The organism is Novibacillus thermophilus (assembly GCF_002005165.1).
Classification (GTDB): Bacteria; Bacillota; Bacilli; order Thermoactinomycetales; family Novibacillaceae; genus Novibacillus; species Novibacillus thermophilus.
In genome coordinates this window covers 3,002,337-3,019,640 of sequence record NZ_CP019699.1, presented here as the reverse complement: position 1 = coordinate 3,019,640, position 17,304 = coordinate 3,002,337, and the positions used below count along the sequence as shown (strand labels likewise).

Sequence of the window (17,304 nt, the reverse complement as noted above, 5' to 3'; positions counted from 1 at the left end):
GACTTGACAGCGGAAGGAACATCTTTTCGGTGAAAGGAGAAACAGCATGACGCCCGTCAAGATGGAGCAAACGATCGTCACCCCGGACCAGCGGTTGATTTCACCGATGACTTTAACGCAAGCGCCGAAAGGATATCATTTTTCTTTATACACGTTAAACCACGATGTGAACACCCTTCAGTTTGCCACGAGGCATGAAAAGTTACAACACTTGCGGTTACACGGTTTAAATGTTTTAAATCAAAACTCGAACGCCTCCTTCATCCGCCAGTACGTCATCGGCGTATTCCAGTGCAAGGCGGTCTTCACTTACGTTTCACACGATCAGACGGTCTGGCTAGCCAAGGGGAAGCTGCAAACCCCGAAACGCTTTCACCTCGTCCGTCCCGCAGATAAAAATAAGGAAGCGAAAGTCATGGAACGGTTGGCCGTACGATCCGTTTACGCTCTGGGGTGGGATTACGGCGTCGTGCGGTTGGGAAAGGGGACACAGGGGAAATCCATCGTGATCGATGTCATTGCCCGCCCAAAATTAAATACGTATATGACCCGTGCTTTCCAACAGGCGTTTGACAATTACGCGACGCGCATCGCAAACCTCGTACCGAACACGTCGGAATTGTTACTCGGTACCGACCCGGAATTTATTTTGGTGGATGCGTCCGGAACGCTGAAATTGGCCTCCCGCTATTTCAGTCGGCGCGGCGCCGTTGGATGTGATGCCATCTGGCAAGGGTCCAACCGGCACAACAAGCCCCTCGTAGAATTGCGCCCCCGCCCCAGCAGCAGTCCGCGTGAATTGATTGTCCGGTTGTACCGAGGGATGCTCTTGGCCGCCAAAAAGATTAACGATCCAAATGTGTCCTGGCTGGCTGGCGCGTTGCCACGGTCGGGACTTCCCATTGGCGGACACATACACTTCAGCGGCGTTCCGCTGGGATCAGCCATTTTACGGGCTCTAGACAACTATGTCACCTTGCCCCTCGTCCTCGTTGAAGACAAGCGCGGCCTCAAAAGACGACCGACGTACGGATTTCTCGGAAATTTCAGGGAAAAATTCCATGGGGGATTCGAGTACCGGACACCCCCCAGCTGGCTCGTTTCTCCTACATTGACGAAAGGGATTCTAAGCTTGGCCAAACTCATTGCGCTTAATTATCCGTTCTTGACGTATTGGCCGTTAAGAGACGTTTCGGTTCAAAAAGCGTACTACAGGGGAGAGGAGGAGGTCGTCAAAAGCATTGTTCCCGCTTTGTGGCGGGAAGTGAGGAGATTGCCGCAGTATGCAGAAGAACAGAACGCTCTCGATCCGTACTACGATTATTTAATGTCAGGAAAGACGTGGGATGAGAGTGAAGACATTCGGCAAAAATGGAGGATCCCGCCTTACCACACTGTAAAGAAAAAATGAGGCATTCCACCGTTGGGGCCAAAATTGTTATAATAATACCAACATCCGTGTTGGGGGAACTGTCATGGCCGGTTACACACCGATGATGAAGCAGTACTTAGACATCAAAGACGAATATGAAGACTGCTTGCTTTTTTTCCGATTGGGGGATTTTTACGAACTGTTTTTTGAGGACGCGAAGAAAGCGTCGAAGGAGCTGGAAATCACGCTGACGAGCCGTGACGGCGGACGGGAGGAACGGGTCCCCATGTGCGGCGTGCCTTACCACTCCGCGAATACATACATTGCTCGGCTCGTCAAAGCAGGGTATAAAGTCGCCATATGTGAACAGATGGAAGATCCCGCTCAGGCTAAAGGCGTCGTACGGCGGGAAGTCGTGCAAGTCATCACACCCGGTACAGTGACGGACGACCTCATGTTGGAAGAGAAGCGGAACAACTTCCTCATCGCCGTCTGCCAAAACGGCCAAACGTACGGCTTGGCGGCGACCGATATTTCGACGGGAGAACTTCGGTATGCGACTTTAACGGATCGGAACGCTTTAATAGACGAAGTGGCGGCTTACGAACCGGCGGAAATATTAATGGACGGCGGGACCCAAAGCGAAGTCAAACAGGAAATCGAACGATACGTTTCTGCTCTCGTCCACGACTTTGAGGATGTGCGCTTGTCCAGTGACCAAGCGCGTGAACTGCTGGAGGAACAGTTTGACGATGTGCCGTCTTCAGTAGTGGAAAATGATTTGGCTGTCAAAACGGTCGGCTCTTTACTGCTTTATGTCAAAAAGACACAAAAGCGCGCCCTCCGCCATCTGCAGGGCATTACGGTATATGAGGCAAATGAATATATGGTCCTCGATGTTTATGCGCGACGCAATTTGGAACTGACCGAGACGATCCGGGACAAGAAACGTCAAGGATCGTTGTTGTCGCTCTTGGATCACACAGCGACGGCGATGGGGGGGAGATTGTTAAAAAAGTGGCTCGACAAGCCACTTCTGAACCGACGTGGAATAGAAGAGAGGCTCACAGCTGTAGAGGCACTCGCAAAAGACATGCTTTTGACAAAAGACGTACAAGAAATACTGAAAGGCGTTTACGACTTGGAACGCCTGGCTGCACGCATTGCGTCTGGCACGGCGAATGCCCGGGACCTGGTCGCCCTTAAACGTTCGCTTCACATGCTGCCGCAGCTGCAAAAAGTGTCAGGGCAAGCAGGGGATGCGTTCACCCGGTTGTGCGATTTTTCCGACTTGTGCTCGGATATCGCCGAAGTGATCGACCGCGCTATCGTGGACGAGCCTCCTGTCTCCGTAAAAGAAGGCGGGGTGATTCGTCCCGGCTTTAACGAAGAGCTGGACGAGCTCCTCGAGGCAAAGCGCAGTGGAAAAGCGTGGCTCGCCCGCCTGGAACAGAAAGAGCGCGAGGCGACGGGCATTAAATCGCTGAAAATCGGTTACAACCGCGTTTTCGGCTATTACTTGGAAGTGACGAAAGCGAATTTGCATTTGCTTCCTGCCGGGCGTTACGAACGTAAACAGACCCTTGCCAACGCTGAGCGGTTTATCACACCGGAATTAAAAGAAAAAGAAGCGCTCATTTTAGAAGCGGAAGAGCGGGCGGTGGAATTAGAGTACGAGCTGTTCGTCCAGTTGCGCGAAAACGTCAGCCAGCAGGTGGAACGGTTGCAACAAGTGGCACACAGTGTCGCCACCCTTGACGTCTTACAGTCACTGGCCACGGTCAGCGCACGGTACGGGTACGTCCGACCGGAAATGACGGACGGCCTTCAGCTCACGATAAAAGGGGGCCGCCACCCGGTCGTGGAACAAGTGTTGGACGACGGAGCGTTCACTCCGAACGATACCGTGCTCAATCCGCAAAAAGAGCAAATTGCCTTAATTACCGGACCGAACATGGCCGGCAAAAGTACATACATGCGGCAAGTGGCACTCATCGTGCTGATGGCGCACATCGGGTGTTTCGTTCCAGCGACGAAAGCTTGCATTCCCCTCGTAGACCGCATTTTTACCCGCATTGGGGCGGCTGACGACCTCGTAGGAGGTCAAAGCACGTTTATGGTCGAAATGCTGGAAACCCGGCACGCGATCACCCAGGCCACTGAACGGAGTCTCATCCTCCTTGACGAGATCGGGAGAGGGACGTCCACGTACGACGGGATGGCGATCGCCCACGCTGTCATTGAGTACATCCACGAGAATGTCAAGGCCAAAACGTTGTTCTCCACCCATTACCACGAACTGACGGCTCTCGCGGAACAATTTGAACGAGTGACCAACGTGCACGCCCGCTGCGAAGAGCGGGAAGGGGAACTTTTGTTTTTGCACCGGATCGAGTCGGGACGGGCTGACCGCAGTTACGGCATTCACGTGGCAGAACTGGCCGGCATGCCAAAATCGGTCATCGACCGGGCGCGGACAGTTTTGACAGAACTGGAGAGCAGGCAGCAAACGGCGGCCAGCGGACTTGACACTGGTGAACAGCTGAGTTTCTTCTTATCCGAAGATCCTGAACGTGCACGTGAACGGGAAATTGTGAGCGAATTAAAAAAGTGGGACCTGTTAAATCACACACCGTTAGAAACCGTGCAATTTATCGAGAAGTTGCAGAAGAAACTGATGCACAGTGCCATTGAAACGGAGTAACAGGACAGACATCCATGCACGGTCTTGCATTTGCCTCTCCGCTCTGCACGACACCGCACGTGCAGGGAGTACGGCTGCACACTTTTCAGAACAGAGTGTCGCGGCACAGTCCCCGTCTACACTGTATCACGCCAGTGCTTGCCATTTGCTTTCGCTGGGCCAATGGAAGGTTTGGAGCGCAACAAGTGTGAACTCGTATCTTTCTACAGGTGATTGCCACACACAAGGAGGTGTCCTACATGGGCAAGGTGCGCGTGTTGCCGGAAGAACTGGCCAACCAGATTGCCGCTGGAGAGGTTGTGGAACGTCCCGCGTCCGTCGTCAAAGAACTGGTGGAGAACGCCCTCGACGCCGGCAGTACGAAAATATCCATTACCCTTGAAGAAGGGGGAATGTCCCTCATTCGCGTCCGTGACAACGGGGACGGGATGAGTCGGGAAGACGTGGAGCGGGCCTTCATGCGGCACGCGACAAGCAAAATCTTATCAAAAAAAGATCTGTTCAGCATCCGCTCCCTCGGCTTCCGCGGCGAAGCGCTGCCCAGTATCGCCGCCGTCTCTATATTGGAGTGCCGAACGAGATCGAAGGAAGAGCACATCGGAACGTCTGTCGTTTGGAAAGGCGGGAAGAAAGAGGCCATCCAAACCGTTGCGCATCCGCAAGGGACAGATATTCAAGTCAGGCAGCTGTTTTACAATACACCGGCCCGCTTGAAGTATTTGAAAACTGTGAACACGGAAATCAGCCATGTGACGGACATTGTGAACCGTTTGGCCATGGCCTGTCCCGACGTCTCTTTCGAACTTAAACACGAAGGTCGGACGCTGTTGAAGACGTTGGGAGACGGTCGTCTCGTGCACGTCATCCAGGCGATTTACGGTCAGACTGTCGCCAAAGCGATGCTGCCGCTAAAAGCGGAACACTTGGATTTTACACTGCACGGGTTTGTGGGCAAACCGGAAATTACTCGAGCTTCGCGCCATTACATCACCTTTTTGATCAATCGTCGCTACGTGCGGAATTATCTGCTCACACAGGCGGTTTTGGATGGGTATGCCACACTGCTGCCGGTTAACCGCATGCCGATAGCTGTGTTGTGCCTCGAGATGGATCCGCAACTGGTCGACGTCAACGTCCATCCGGCCAAACTGGAAGTGAGGTTCAGCAAGGAAAAAGAACTGAGAACGTGGTTGACGGAGGTGATTCGGGAGCGATTGATGAAAGAGGTGCTCATCCCGAAAGCGCCTGTGAAAACTAGGCACGTCAACGAGGGAGAGGAACAGCAAAAGATGCAGTTTCCCCGGGAAGAAGCGTCTAAAGTGAGGGAAGCAAAAGGGCGGTACGGCGAGCTCCGAGTTCCCAGTCGTATTCCCGACTCCGTGCTCCAACACCTCCTTCCAGAAACCTCTCGAGCTGGTGATGAGCCGGAAAAGACGAAAAAACGGCGGGAAGCGGTTCAACCAAGCAACACGACTTCACCACCGCAACCTGACGTACAAAGCAATGTGTCGAAACGCCGTCTTCCCGACTTGACGCCCCTCGCCCAAGTTCACGGGACATACATCGTCGCCCAGTCGGAGGACAGTCTGTTCCTGATCGATCAACACGCGGCGCACGAGCGTGTGTACTACGAACATTTTGTGTCTGAACTGGACAGCGAAAACACGGATCGACAAGAGCTGCTGCTGCCGTTTACGATTGAGTTGACGAGTGACGAATGTGAAAAGCTAAAAGACAAGTGGACGCTTCTCGACGGCGTCGGCATCGAGCTCGAACCGTTCGGTCCCCAGTCGTACATCGTCCGGTCTCATCCATCGTGGTTTCCTGAAGGGGATGAAGAGGCACTTATCAGGGAGCTGATTGACTGGGTGTTGAAGCACGACCGTTTATCCCTCGCGGCGCTCCGCGACGAAAGTGCCAAGCAAATGGCTTGTAAGGCCGCGATTAAAGCGAACCGACATTTGCGTCGGGACGAAATGGAGTCCCTTTTATCCCGCTTAGAAGATTGTGTCAATCCGTTTACGTGTCCCCACGGGCGTCCAGTTCTCGTGGAATTCAGCACCCGTGACATAGAAAAAATGTTCAAAAGAGTGATGTGAACCATGCCCACTGGAAAACGCGTAACGTACCGTACCTTTAGCAAACGAAGTCTAGGTCGCGACCCGGAGGCGTTTTAAAAACTGTTGACAATGGGTAATAATGGGAATATCGGAGATGTCATCATCGTCACCACGTCGTATCGGGTGACAGCCGCGTTAGAAGCTGAGGCCCGGGCTTTTGCACACAAATGGGGCTGGCCTTACGTTCAACGCGCAGACCAATCGATCAACGAGTTGAGGAAACGGTACAGAGCCGATCAAATCATCGTGTTGTCACAGGAAGGGGGACGCTGGGTCGGACAGCGTGCAACGTTCAATTTTCACCCCAGCTTAGCTGTCGTGCGGATTAAGCGGTTAATGAGAGGAGACACCGACGTATTAAAAAGCGTGGCCGGGCTTAAAGCAGGGGATGCGTTCCTCGACACGACGCTCGGGTTTGGAGCTGATGCGATAACGGCGGCACACATTGTCGGAAAGAGCGGAAAAGTGATCGGCTTGGAGAGTGACCGGCGAATTGCGGCTCTCGTGGAATACGGCCTGAGGCATTTTCCGGTAGAAGAAGCGGAAGTACGACAGGCGATGCGCAAGATTCGGGTGCATCATACGGATCACTTGACGTATTTAAGCCATTGCCCCGATAACGCGTTTGACATCGTGTACTTTGACCCGATGTTCCGAACAAGTGACGAGCGCTCTCAACACATGAAGCCGTTGAGAACTCTAGCGAATCGACGTCCCATCTCGAAATGGGCAGTGGCAGAAGCGTGCCGCGTAGCGCGCAAACGGGTGGTGTTGAAAGAAAAAGTGGGAAGTGAAGAATTTGCCCGCCTCGGTTTTGAAGTGAAAAAGGAGAGACGGAACAGGGTATCTTACGGCATTATCGAACTAGGGGATTCTGATGGAGAAACATAAACTACTCGTCATCGTTGGACCGACAGCAGTGGGTAAAACAGCGTTGAGTCTCGTTCTCGCCAAACAGTTTGACGGCGAAATCGTGTCCGGAGATTCGATGCAAGTGTACCGGGGGATGGACATCGGAACGGCGAAAGTATCACGTGCTGAACGGCAGGAAGTGCCCCATCACCTCATTGACATCGTCGATCCGGACTACCCGTTCTCTGTCGCCGAGTTTCAGGCGCGCGCCAAGCAAGCGATTGAGGACATTGCGAGTCGGGGGCGGCTCCCGATTCTCGTGGGGGAACGGGGCTGTACATACAGTCGGTAACGCACGGCTACCAGTTTTCTGAGGCAGAGGCTGATGAAAAGATTCGCGCCCGATGGCGAAAGTATGCAGAACAGCACGGTCGTCGAGCGTTGCACGACGCTTTAAAGCGGGTCGATCCGGAGTCGGCGGACCGCTTGCACCCGAACGACGTCCGCCGTATGATTCGCGCTTTGGAAATTGTGGAACGGACGGGCAAAACGATGACCGAAATTCACCGGGAGCAAAAACGTGAATCGCCGTACGACATCGTATGGATCGGGCTCACGATGGAGCGAGGCGTCTTGTACGAACGGATCAACCAGCGTGTGGATCAGATGGTAGAACAAGGAATGGTAGAAGAAGTTCGGAAACTGAAACAAAAAGGTTACACGTTAGACCTTGTATCCATGCAAGGTTTAGGGTATAAAGAAATTATGATGGCATTGGAAGGGGTGTGGAGTCTAGAAGAGGCGGTATATCATATCAAGAGGAACACCCGCCGCTTTGCCAAAAGACAGTTGTCCTGGTTCCGGCGAATAAGCGAGATTTGCTGGTGGGATATGACAAACGAAGCGGAACGTGGAAAGAAAGTGGAAGACATTAGCCATTTTGTTGCAGGAAAGTTGACAGGTCGTGCAGAATAGAATGGTAGACCAAACATAAAGATACATAGGAGGTTCTCACCTTGAAACAGTCGATTAACATTCAGGACACGTTTTTGAACCAAATCCGAAAAGAATCTGTTCCGGTCATTATTCACTTAGTGAACGGATTTCAAATGCGAGGGATTATAAGAGGGTTTGACAATTTTACCGTCGTGATTGAGAGCGAAGGCAAACAACAAATGATTTATAAACACGCCATCTCCACATTTACACCGAGTCGCCCGGTGTCACTGGTGCAAGAAGATAGCAGCGACGAGTAGGCGTTAAGGCGTCACCTCCTTTTGGGCTCTTGCGTATAGTAAGGTGAAGTCCATATTGGGAGGTGAACACCACGTGACACAGCGGGTGATTACACGTGAGCAGCATCGGATTCAAGTCGTGTTGCAGCAATCCGAGGGAGCAAAAATGGTGACACATCGGGACGATGCTGCTGTCGCTACATCGTTGACGGACACACACCACGTCCCGAAGGAAGATCACATCCTCCAAACCTGTTTGGGCGAGTTAAATCGCCTCGTCGGGTTAAAAAACATTAAACACGTTGTGTACGAGATATACGCGTTATTAAAAATAGGCAGACAGAGAGAGCTGGTCGGTTTGCCCAGCGAACATCAAATGTTGCACATGGTGTTCAAGGGCAATCCAGGTACGGGAAAAACGACAGTCGCACGCATTCTCGGACGTTTGTTCCGCGAGATGGGTGTGTTGTCAGAAGGGCATTTGATTGAAGTGGAGCGTGCCGACCTCGTCGGTGAATACATCGGCCACACCGCACAGCGGACGCGGGAGTGGGTGAAAAAGGCGATGGGCGGCATACTGTTCATCGATGAAGCTTACTCCCTCGCCCGGGGGGGTGAAAAAGACTTTGGCCGAGAAGCCGTTGACACCCTCGTGAAAGCCATGGAAGATTACAAAAACGAGTTTATCTTAATACTCGCGGGCTACCCGCAGGAAATGGAATATTTCCTGTCTTCCAATCCGGGGTTGCCGTCACGTTTCCCGATTCAAATGTCTTTTCCCGACTACACCGTGAACGAACTGTTGGAAATTGCCGATTCCATGCTTAAGGAACGACAGTATTGCCTGGCCCCGCAAGCTAAGCAAAAGTTGCGGGAGTTCTTGTTAAAAAAGGACAGCAGTCCGTTCCGGCACACCTTCGGCAATGCGCGGGAAGTTCGAAACGTGGTGGAAAAGGCGATCCGCCGTCAGGCTTGCCGCCTTTTCCAGATGCCTCAGCCGACGCGGGAGCAACTGATGCAAATCGAAGCTCAAGACTTTGAGTTTTCAAGCGATCGCCCGTACCTCGGTTAACCTTTGCCGCCAAATGGCGGTTTCTTTTGTAAAACGGTTCAGGAGCGAAGGAGAAAAACTGGATGGATGTATCCCTATCGACGGAAACGAGACACTTTTCTTACGGCGGCGGTCGTCGTATACACATTGTGCAGGAAGACTGTATCCGTTTTTTGCAATTGCTCGACGACGCCTCCGTCGACGTCATCGTCACGGACCCGGCCTATTCGGGCATGAACAGCCAATTACAGCTCGGGCACGGGCGAATCGTCGGCCAGTATAAAGACAAGGGGACGGCAGAAGGAAAGTGGTTCACCGAGTTTGAGGACAGTGAAGAGAATTACGTTCGGTTTTTAAAAGAATGTAGGCGTGTGTTAAAAAAGGAGACAGGCCATCTGTACATTATGTTCGATTCCTTCTCCCTTTTGTCCCTCGGTCATTTAGTCAGATTGTACTTTGATGTCAAAAACGTCATTACGTGGGATAAAGTGAACATGGGGATGGGGCACTACTTTCGGAGAAGGCACGAGTTCATCATCTTTGCCACCAACGGGAACAATCGCAACATCCGCCACCGCTCTTTTCCTGATGTGTGGCGGTTTAAACGCATCCACAACGCCCGCTATCCGACACAAAAACCGGTCGAACTGTTTCAAGCGATGCTGTACGCCAGCGCACAGGAGAATTTCACCGTTTGTGACCCTTTTGTGGGCAGCGGCAGTTCCGCCATTGCCGCGATAAAGCACAACTGTCACTTCATTGGCTGCGACATTTCTCGCAAGGCGGTGGACACGTCGGCAGAGCGCATCGCGCATCACATCAAATACGGTCAAGACCCCCTTCAGACCAAGCCGGCCAGCCTCCCGGAGGAAAAAGTGTTCTGGGAAAGGGGACGTAAGCCCCGGAAGTAGAGGACAGGGAGTGGCATACGAGTACCGTCAGATTTTTTAGTAGAAGGAGACACGTATGGAACGATCGCGCGCAGCACTCACCCGACTCGTGAACGAGGCGGAACAGCGACTACAGCCGGTTTATCTGCGAATTGCAGAACGGGTGGAATACAATCAAAAGCGCGTTCTCCAAGCGTTTCAAGACGCGAACGTGCAGGAGCATCATTTTCATGAATCGACCGGTTACGGTTACGACGACAGCGGGCGGGATGCTTTGGAGGCGGTGTACGCCCGTGTGTTTCACACGGAAGCCGCTATCGTCCGCCCTCACATTACGTCAGGAACGCATGCCATTGCAGCTTGCCTGTTCGGCATTTTGCGACCGGGGGATAAGCTGTTGTACATTACAGGCAAGCCGTATGACACACTGGAGGACGTCATCGGGTCACACGGCGGGGGAAACGGTTCGTTAGCCGACTTCAACATCGGCTATGAACACGTTCCCCTCAAACATAACGCCCCCGACTGGGAGCGCATTGCGAGCCGATTGGACGACAAGACGAAATGCGTCGCCATTCAGCGGTCCCGCGGTTACAGCAGACGTCCGTCATTTACGGTTCAAGAGATTGCGGACATGGTGCAATTCGTAAAGGGGATCAAACGAGATGTGGTCGTCTTTGTCGACAACTGCTACGGCGAGTTTGTGGAGACGGCGGAGCCGACGGAGCACGGTGTCGACATTATGGCTGGTTCCCTGATTAAAAATCCTGGCGGCGGTTTCGCCAAATCGGGCGGTTACATCGTTGGGAAGGAGTCACTGTTGGAACAAGTGGGCGGGCGCCTGACGGCCCCGGGTGTCAGCACGGAAGGCGGAGCGATGTACGGGTACACGCGGGACTACTTCCAAGGTTTTTTTGTCGCGCCGCACGTCGTCGGCGAAGCGCTGAAAGGCGCTGTCCTGGCCGCTTCCGTCTTGGAAGAACTCGGATTTCGCACGAGTCCGAAGTGGAATGAGGACCGGACCGATGTGATTCAACAAATCGATTTTGAGTCTCCGGAACTTCTCATCGCCTTTTGTCAAGGGATTCAAGCCGCCTCACCCGTCGACTCCCGCGTCTTGCCGGAACCCGGTCCAATGCCCGGTTACGAAGTCCCGGTCATTATGGCGGCTGGAACGTTTGTGCAAGGGGCGAGCATTGAGTTGTCCGCAGACGGGCCCCTCAGACCGCCGTACACCGGTTTTATGCAAGGCGGACTGACCTACTCCCACGTCAAAATTGCCCTCATCTCTGCGCTGGACAGAATGATGTCTACCGGGTTGTTGCTTTAAGCGCTACGCATATCGTGTTAGAACATTGATTCTTCCGTACCAAAACGAAAAACATTGTACCGAGCCCCGACCTGACCTCGATCACAGGATGCGGGTTAGAAAGCGGAACAGGATTGGGCATGCGTCGATGTTCGTTTCAAACGGCACATGACCCTAGACGAGTGCATAAAATATCTAACAGTTCTGTGAGAAGGGAATGACAAAAATGTACCACTTATCTCACCCGCATCCACTTCCCCACTACTGTTATTTTGTTCCAACGTATGACTGGAGAGGACGGCGCCCTTGTTGGAACATTCCTCGTGAGACAATGCGTCGCAGAATTCCTTTAAGGGATTATGGATCTCAACCGTTTGTCGTGAATATTGACGAGGCTGCGAAGCAAAACAACACATTCCGCACAGCTTTGTGGACTGGAAAGCATTTGCAAGTGACGTTAATGAGTATCGATGTTGGGGAAGACATCGGTTTAGAAGTTCACCCCCATGTTGATCAATTTTTACGCATTGAAGAGGGGCAGGGGTTAGTAAAAATGGGGGATACGAAGGATCATTTAGATTTTGAAGAATGGGTAGGCGACGATTATGCGATTGTGGTTCCTGCTGGAAAATGGCACAATATTATCAATACCGGAAGCAGGCCGCTTAAGCTTTACTCGATATATGCGCCGCCTGAGCATCCATTTGGTACAGTTCATGAAACGAAAGCAGATGCCATGGCTGCTAAAGGCGGTGGATATTAAACGAATTAAAGCGCAACAATAAAGAAGCCATGCAAAAGATGCCGACCGGATCTAAATATAAAAATGTACGACCCGTTTGAATCTGTTTTGGATGATACTATGTGGTTGATAAAAAATAATTATGTTCAAAACATGTCTTTACATGAAATTGCACCGAAGGTAGGAGTTAGTCGTCTCTTAACGACGGTCATTAATTGTACGGAGATCGGTTATCAAATAGGGTATCAAAGCACCTCTAGCTTTTATAACGCGTTTAAACGAAATACAGGACTTTCACCAGGTCAATTTCGTGGAAATACTGAAAATCAGGAACTCGACGTTGTTGGACATAAATTTCAATTTTGAACTGTGTCGAATGAATGGTGGAATGGAATTGTAGAGGAGCGTTGCAGATTAGTTGCAAAAAAGGACAGTTACGATAGACAAATAATCGGTAACTGTCCTTTTCGAATGGTGTTTAGTTGATGATACTTTTTATATTGTCCAGAGTCGGCCCGCCACGACTTTATACCCCATCCCTGAAGCAAATGATCAAGAAAACCACGTCTATGTATCTGTCGGCCACCAGCAAATGATGACGATCCTATGAAGCCGTTAGGACTTTCTTTCTACCTGTTAACAACGAACGCTCCTATGCGTACAGCTGGTGGCAGGTTGTTTGTTGATGTCGCACGTCAATTGGCTTCACCTGTCAGCAGAGAAAATGTATTAATTACCCTAGGACAATCCGATCCGCTCATAAAAGACGCCCTGATGACCATCATCATGCGGGGAGATTTTATAAAATCGTCACCGGACGATTCAAATTGACCTGCAAGGTATGGATGGCGATTACGGCTGCGATGGATACTTCAAAGTGGATCAATGAAAATATGGAGAAATGGTTAGGTGAAAAAAAGCGCAGCAGACACGCTTACTCAATCTGTGCCAAACAATATGACTTCGGAAATGGGACTGGCGTTATTGGATGTCGCCGATGCGATCCGTCCTTATCCGGAAGTCATTAAGTATTTACAACATGTAAAAGATGAACACTTTTTGGATGAACTGGTCAAGTTTGTTGGTGGACAGAAAACCGAGACGCTATCTATGATTTTCTCAAGAAATACGGCATGCGATGTAGCGGAGAAATCGATATTACGAAACCTCGTTGGAGCGAACAACCAATGACACTTGTCCCCATGATTCTCAGTAACATCAAAAACTTTGAGCCCAATGCCAGCCATCGGCAATTTGAGCAAGGACGACGCGTTGCTTTGAAAAAAGAACAAGAATTACTGGATCGATTAAAGCTATTAACGGATGGTGAACAAAAAGTCAAAAAGACTACCAGCCGTTGTCGGGGTGGAAAATGCTACGATGCTGATCAAGGATGGTCGAAGGATCAGGGTGAATGGAACAGAAAGGTATTTAGAATATCTTTTACATCTAAACCTATGCCGATTCAACGTTTGATAAAGTCTTCCTCACTTTTCAGCTGATGCTTGGTAAAACACGCATAGATTAGCAATGGACAAGATCTCCACGAATTCCGTAAGTCAGGAATGGTGACTGGATACACAAATAGCTACAACACGTTTCACTCCTGTTTTTGCTGTTTGTGTTCTAACAGCACTTGTGAACACAATAGGGTATAAGGATATGAGGAGTTGATTGTTTTTGCGTAAAGGCACTCTAATCAGTTTAGCATTTATTGTGACGATGGGCATGGTGTTGGCAGCTTGTGGAGGTGCGACTGATAACAGCGGAGAAAACAGTACTGAAGAAACAAATAACAACAATGACCAAGATGCGGAAGACGGGAACGGGACCATAACGTTGGTTTACGATAACTGGGCTGACCAAATCGCCAGTAGCCATGTACTTAAGAAAGCAATGGAAGATCGAGGATTTACGGTTGAATTGACAACTGCCACCATTTCCGCGTCGTGGGCTGGCGTAGCGGATGGAAGTGCTGATGTGTTGCTGGCCGCTTGGCTGCCGATCACCCATAATGAGTACTATGAACGGTTCAAAGACCAACTTGTTGATTTAGGGCCGAACACCGAAGGCGCAAAAATCGGCCTTGTGGTACCGGAATATGTCACGATTGATTCCATTGAAGAATTGAACCATAACGCAGACAAATTTAACAACCAAATTGTCGGAGTTGAACCTGGAGCCGGCATCATGCAGAGATCGGAAAAAGCGACGGACGAGTACGGTCTTGAACTTGAATTAATGACAAGTTCTGAAGCTGGTATGATGTCGGAGTTGCAGCGAAATTACGACAGTGAAGAGTGGATTGTCGTAACGGGTTGGACTCCACACTGGAAATTTGCAAAGTTCGATCTGAAGTTTTTGGAGGATCCGCAAGGTGTGTTCGGAGAAACCGAAGAGATTCATACAATCGTTCGGCAAGGCCTTGAAGATGACAATCCGGGGGCTTACAAAGTGTTAGATAACTTCCACTGGACTCTCGATGATATGAACGAAGTTATGGTTGATATGGAAGACGGAATGGAGCCGGAAGAAGCGGCTGCCAAGTGGGTGGAAAACAATCAGGATCAAGTGGAAGAATGGTTTGTTGAATAATCGTAATTCTAGGACGGGAAGGCGTTAATTTGCGTCATCCCGTCCGAATCAAAGATAGGAGTTAAGGCTCCTCACTTTTTTGTGGAACACTTCCATACATATCGTTTCCATGAAAAGAACCGGTTGAATGCTACCCGCAACGGTCGAAATGGGGAACGGGATCATCATGTCAAGCGTTGCGGCTGCAGGTGGCGAAACCCGATTCATCTCCTACATGTGGAATATTTTAGTTGCGTTTGCAAAGAAGGAGAGACGTTCCACTTAAGAAGATTTCCCAAATAGAGGAGAATGTTCGTGGTGAAGTTTGGGATGCACTGCGTTTGGATGTGTTAGCGAAAGTGTAGTCAGCTTTAGATAGTGAAACAGGTGAGGGCTATTCTGCTCAAATGGGTCAGAAAATCGTTTATCACACGTTAAAAATGTTATAATGATTAACATCATTTCAGCAGTGATGTCCATTCGACGTAGTGGAAATGACAGTAGAGGGAGGAGGTCAAGGTGTGACGGTTTTGTTGTGGATCGTTGTTGCTGTTTTACTCTTGCTCGGGTTTGCTGGTCTTGTCGTGCCGGTTCTTCCCGACGCGCTGCTCCTTCTTGCCGGCTTTCTCGTCTACCATTTTTTCATTAACGGTGACGTGTTGACCGCATCTTTCTGGTGGACGGCAGGAATTCTCACAGTTGTCGTCATCGCCGTTGATTACATAGCAAGCGGGATGGGTGCGCAAAAATACGGAGCTTCGAAATGGTCAGTGGTCAGTGCTGCATTAGGCGTTGTCATTTTTCCTTTTATCCTGGGACCTATTGGACTCATCGTCGGGCCGTTTCTGGCCGTGGTCGTTACCGAATGGTTGCTGAGAAAAACGCTTGTCGACTCACTTAAAATTGGCTTGGGCACCATTGCAGGATTTTTGGGAGGAATTCTCGTAAAAGGGTTGATCATGTGCGCCCTCGTCGTTTGGTTCTTGTGGCGTGCCCTTGGATGAGGGATTGTTTGATGTTTTCCGTGATGCATTTGAGGATACATTCATTTTTTGGAAGGGAGCCGGTATATGGGAAAATTGAGTCGAGACGACATTTTAAAGTCAGTGGAAGAAAACGATGTACGGTATATCCGCCTCATGTTTACAGACTTGTTAGGCAGGGTTAAAAACGTCGAGATTCCACGCCGTCAGCTGACGAAGGCTTTGGACAACAAATTAATGTTTGACGGGTCTTCTATTGAAGGATTCGTGCGCATCGAAGAATCTGATATGTATTTACATCCGGATCCGAACAGTTGGGTCATCTTCCCGTGGGATGCGAACGGAGGAAAAGTAGCCGGTCTCATATGTGACGTTTACACACCGGACGGCCAACCGTTTGCAGGAGATCCGCGCAGTATTTTAAAAAAAGTGTTGAAAGAAGCGAACGATCTAGGGTTTACGGCGTTTAACGTCGGGCCGGAACCGGAGTTTTTCTTGTTTAAAACCGATGAATCCGGCAATCCGACCCTGGATTTGAACGACAGAGGCGGCTACTTCGACTTGGCCCCAGTGGACTTGGGAGAAAACTGCCGCCGCGACATTGTGCTGACATTGGATCAAATGGGGTTTAAAATGGAAGCCTCGCACCACGAAGTGGCCCCGGGTCAGCACGAGATAGACTTCCAATACGCAGATGCCGTCCAGACGGCTGACAACATTCAATTGTTCGAACTCGTCGTCAGAAACGTTTCCCGGCGCCACGGGTTGCACGCTACCTTTATGCCTAAACCGCTGCACGGCGTGAACGGGTCCGGGATGCACACACACCAGTCGCTGTTCCGCGGTTCTGAAAACGCCTTTTACGATGAACATGACGAGAACGGGTTGAGCGAGATCGCCCGCCAGTACATCGCCGGGTTGTTGAAACACGCCCGCGCCTGGGTGGCGATTACGAATCCGCTCGTCAATTCGTACAAGCGATTGGTGCCAGGTTACGAAGCACCGGTTTACGTTGCCTGGTCGTTTCAGAACCGCAGCCCTTTGATCCGCATTCCGGCTTCGCGCGGACTGAGCACACGCGTAGAAGTGCGCTGCCCCGATCCATCGACTAATCCTTATTTAGCGTTGGCCGTGATGCTAAAAGCCGGCTTGGATGGAATAAAAAATAAGCTGATAGCACCGGACCCGATCGATCGCAACATTTACATGATGGAGGAATCAGATCGGATTAATGAAGGCATTGAAGTATTGCCGTCCTCATTACATGAAGCGTTAGAGGAATTGAAACAAAATCCTGTTATTTGCGACGCTCTAGGTGAGCACGCTCTGAAACATTTCCTCGAAGCGAAAGAAATTGAATGGGACATGTTTCGCACGCAAGTTCACCCGTGGGAGCGAGAGCAGTACTTGCAAAATTATTAAGATCGTCCGGGCATTCAATTTTGCCAGCTTCTTGTACTGGAGAAGGTGTT

General features: G+C 50.6%; 13 protein-coding genes and 2 pseudogenes. All 15 read left to right on the top strand.

Going from position 1 to position 17,304, the window contains the following annotated elements; genetic code table 11:
* The first annotated feature begins 46 nt into the window (after positions 1 to 46).
* The 15 genes and pseudogenes from B0W44_RS14690 to glnA all read left to right on the top strand — a co-directional run bounded on the left by B0W44_RS14690 (position 47) and on the right by glnA (position 17,254).
* The gene (locus tag B0W44_RS14690) at positions 47 to 1,411 is read left to right on the top strand and encodes a putative amidoligase domain-containing protein (RefSeq protein WP_077720676.1); all 1,365 of its coding nucleotides are present in this window, start codon (positions 47 to 49) and stop codon (positions 1,409 to 1,411) included.
* Positions 1,412 to 1,475: 64 nt separating this feature from the next.
* The gene (mutS, locus tag B0W44_RS14685) at positions 1,476 to 4,076 is read left to right on the top strand and encodes a DNA mismatch repair protein MutS (RefSeq protein WP_077720675.1); all 2,601 of its coding nucleotides are present in this window, start codon (positions 1,476 to 1,478) and stop codon (positions 4,074 to 4,076) included.
* A gap of 239 nt (positions 4,077 to 4,315) precedes the next feature.
* The gene (gene mutL, locus B0W44_RS14680) at positions 4,316 to 6,175 is read left to right on the top strand and encodes a DNA mismatch repair endonuclease MutL (RefSeq protein ID WP_077720674.1); all 1,860 of its coding nucleotides are present in this window, start codon (positions 4,316 to 4,318) and stop codon (positions 6,173 to 6,175) included.
* Positions 6,176 to 6,265: 90 nt separating this feature from the next.
* Positions 6,266 to 7,087, top strand: coding sequence for a class I SAM-dependent methyltransferase (locus B0W44_RS14675; protein ID WP_077720673.1), 822 nt, complete (start codon positions 6,266 to 6,268; stop codon positions 7,085 to 7,087).
* A pseudogene (gene miaA, locus B0W44_RS14670) lies at positions 7,074 to 8,023 on the top strand (tRNA (adenosine(37)-N6)-dimethylallyltransferase MiaA). Before B0W44_RS14675 ends, miaA begins: the two are co-directional and overlap by 14 nt.
* 41 nt (positions 8,024 to 8,064) lie before the next feature.
* On the top strand, positions 8,065 to 8,304 hold the full coding sequence (gene hfq, locus B0W44_RS14665; protein ID WP_077720672.1) for an RNA chaperone Hfq: 240 nt from the start codon (positions 8,065 to 8,067) through the stop codon (positions 8,302 to 8,304).
* Between the two features lie 145 nt (positions 8,305 to 8,449).
* Positions 8,450 to 9,355 carry an AAA family ATPase gene (locus B0W44_RS14660; protein ID WP_077721432.1) on the top strand — a complete coding sequence of 302 codons (906 nt, stop codon included), beginning with the start codon at positions 8,450 to 8,452 and terminating at the stop codon, positions 9,353 to 9,355.
* Positions 9,356 to 9,417: 62 nt separating this feature from the next.
* Positions 9,418 to 10,245 carry a DNA-methyltransferase gene (locus B0W44_RS14655; RefSeq protein WP_077720671.1) on the top strand — a complete coding sequence of 276 codons (828 nt, stop codon included), beginning with the start codon at positions 9,418 to 9,420 and terminating at the stop codon, positions 10,243 to 10,245.
* A gap of 55 nt (positions 10,246 to 10,300) precedes the next feature.
* Positions 10,301 to 11,554 carry a methionine gamma-lyase family protein gene (locus B0W44_RS14650; RefSeq protein WP_077720670.1) on the top strand — a complete coding sequence of 418 codons (1,254 nt, stop codon included), beginning with the start codon at positions 10,301 to 10,303 and terminating at the stop codon, positions 11,552 to 11,554.
* Between the two features lie 205 nt (positions 11,555 to 11,759).
* Positions 11,760 to 12,296 (top strand): cupin domain-containing protein, encoded by a 537-nt coding sequence (locus B0W44_RS14645; RefSeq protein WP_077720669.1) that lies wholly within the window; start codon positions 11,760 to 11,762, stop codon positions 12,294 to 12,296.
* 63 nt (positions 12,297 to 12,359) lie between these two features.
* Positions 12,360 to 12,641, top strand: coding sequence for a helix-turn-helix domain-containing protein (locus B0W44_RS14640; RefSeq protein ID WP_335582626.1), 282 nt, complete (start codon positions 12,360 to 12,362; stop codon positions 12,639 to 12,641).
* A gap of 169 nt (positions 12,642 to 12,810) precedes the next feature.
* A pseudogene (locus B0W44_RS14635) lies at positions 12,811 to 13,624 on the top strand (phosphoenolpyruvate synthase); the annotation flags it as partial.
* A 331-nt stretch (positions 13,625 to 13,955) separates the two neighbouring features.
* Positions 13,956 to 14,870 carry a glycine betaine ABC transporter substrate-binding protein gene (locus B0W44_RS14630; RefSeq protein WP_228441200.1) on the top strand — a complete coding sequence of 305 codons (915 nt, stop codon included), beginning with the start codon at positions 13,956 to 13,958 and terminating at the stop codon, positions 14,868 to 14,870.
* Between the two features lie 500 nt (positions 14,871 to 15,370).
* Positions 15,371 to 15,853 (top strand): DUF456 domain-containing protein, encoded by a 483-nt coding sequence (locus B0W44_RS14625; protein ID WP_169835609.1) that lies wholly within the window; start codon positions 15,371 to 15,373, stop codon positions 15,851 to 15,853.
* A gap of 66 nt (positions 15,854 to 15,919) precedes the next feature.
* Positions 15,920 to 17,254 (top strand): type I glutamate--ammonia ligase, encoded by a 1,335-nt coding sequence (glnA, locus tag B0W44_RS14620; RefSeq protein WP_077720667.1) that lies wholly within the window; start codon positions 15,920 to 15,922, stop codon positions 17,252 to 17,254.
* The last annotated feature ends 50 nt before the right edge of the window (positions 17,255 to 17,304 follow it).